Here is a 1,339-nt window from a genome sequence, read left to right on the forward strand (position 1 = left end):
GCGCGGCCGCCGCCTTCGTGGGAGGTCATACGAATCGTGGGCTCCAGGCCACGACCTGCATGACGGTTTGGAGCGTTCCTCCCGGTGGTTGAGGTGCGACGAGCGCCAGCGAGGAGCCTCGCGGTTCTGATGGCGCGAGCGTGTCGCCTGTCGAGGGCTGCGCGCGGRCGCTCGCAAGCTCGGCCCGCACTTGCCCTCGACGCGCCTTCGGCGCGGGCGCCGCGCTGCCGCGCGCCGTTGGCTCCGGTAGGTGGCTGCGTCAGCCTGGCGGCAAGCCTTCTCCCGGTGGTTGAGGTGCGACGAGCGCCAGCGAGGAGCCTCGATACCTACGGGCCGGCGAGGCGGGCTGTGGCGGGAACAGTCCGGTGGCCCGGGCCACTGGTTTCGAGGCTCGGCGCTGGGGCGCCTCGCACCTCAACCAGCGGCGGTCGGTCGTCCCTAGTGGGGGCGACCTCAGCCGGCGACAGTTTGGGTGGGCGGACATGCCGACGACCCCGCCGGTGGGCGGGGTGTGGGGCGTGGTGGCTAGTAGTCGTCGGGGTCGATGCGGCGCGGGGTGTCGAGGACCTTGGTGCCTGTCGGTCCGACGAGGACGTGGCGTCCGTTGGGGGAGAGCCAGAGGTAGTGGCTGGGCTTGATGGTGACGTACCGCCACAGGCTGAAGGTCTTGGCGCGGTGGTGCCTCCGGCAGAGCGGGACGAGGTTGCACGGGCACGTCGGGCCGCCGCGAGCATGCTCGACCGAGTGGTCGAGGTCGCAACGGGTCGCTGTGACGGTGCAGCCGGGGAACCTGCAGGTGTGGTCACGCAGCTGGACCCGGGCGCGGTGACGGTCGGGGATCTCCCAGGAGTCGACGGGGATGCAGTCGGCCAGGTCGACGACGGGTCTGACGATCACGGTGGTGCGCGGTGCCTGCAGCCACTCCTTCACCTGCGCGGCCGATACCGGAGCACCGGTCTCCTCGCAGCGGGCGACGGGGTTGTCGCCGGTGAGGGTGGTGTCGGTGACGTGGATGTTGAGCGTGACCCGCCGGCCGGGGGAGGTGGCGATGACCTCGCCGGTGTCGGGGTCGGCGAAGAGAAGGTCGAGGGAGAGGTCCTGCCGTGCCAGCTCAGCGGCGGCCTTGGAACGGCGGACGTCCAACGATGAATCGTCGCCGCACTTGCCGAGGAGGATCGCTCGGCGGGTGACCGCTTCATCGAGGTCGTGGCCGTCGGCTGCGTCCATCAGGCCGTGGATCACGACGTGGCCGGTGTCGCTGGGCTCGTCGATGTCGAAGTGCCGGTGGTCCGATACCCGCTGCCGTTCGGCTTCTGCTCGTTCCGGGTCGAACCGCAGG

At 70.9% G+C, this 1,339-nt stretch carries 1 protein-coding gene; it reads right to left on the bottom strand.

All coding sequences use genetic code 11. The features are described from left to right. Positions 1 to 525: 525 nt before the first annotated feature. Positions 526 to 1,339: HNH endonuclease signature motif containing protein (locus L615_RS23185; protein WP_186449777.1), on the bottom strand; the 814-nt coding region annotated here is incomplete at its 5' end.

The organism is Nocardioides sp. J9 (assembly GCF_007829375.1).
In the GTDB taxonomy this organism is placed as follows: domain Bacteria; phylum Actinomycetota; class Actinomycetes; order Propionibacteriales; family Nocardioidaceae; genus Nocardioides.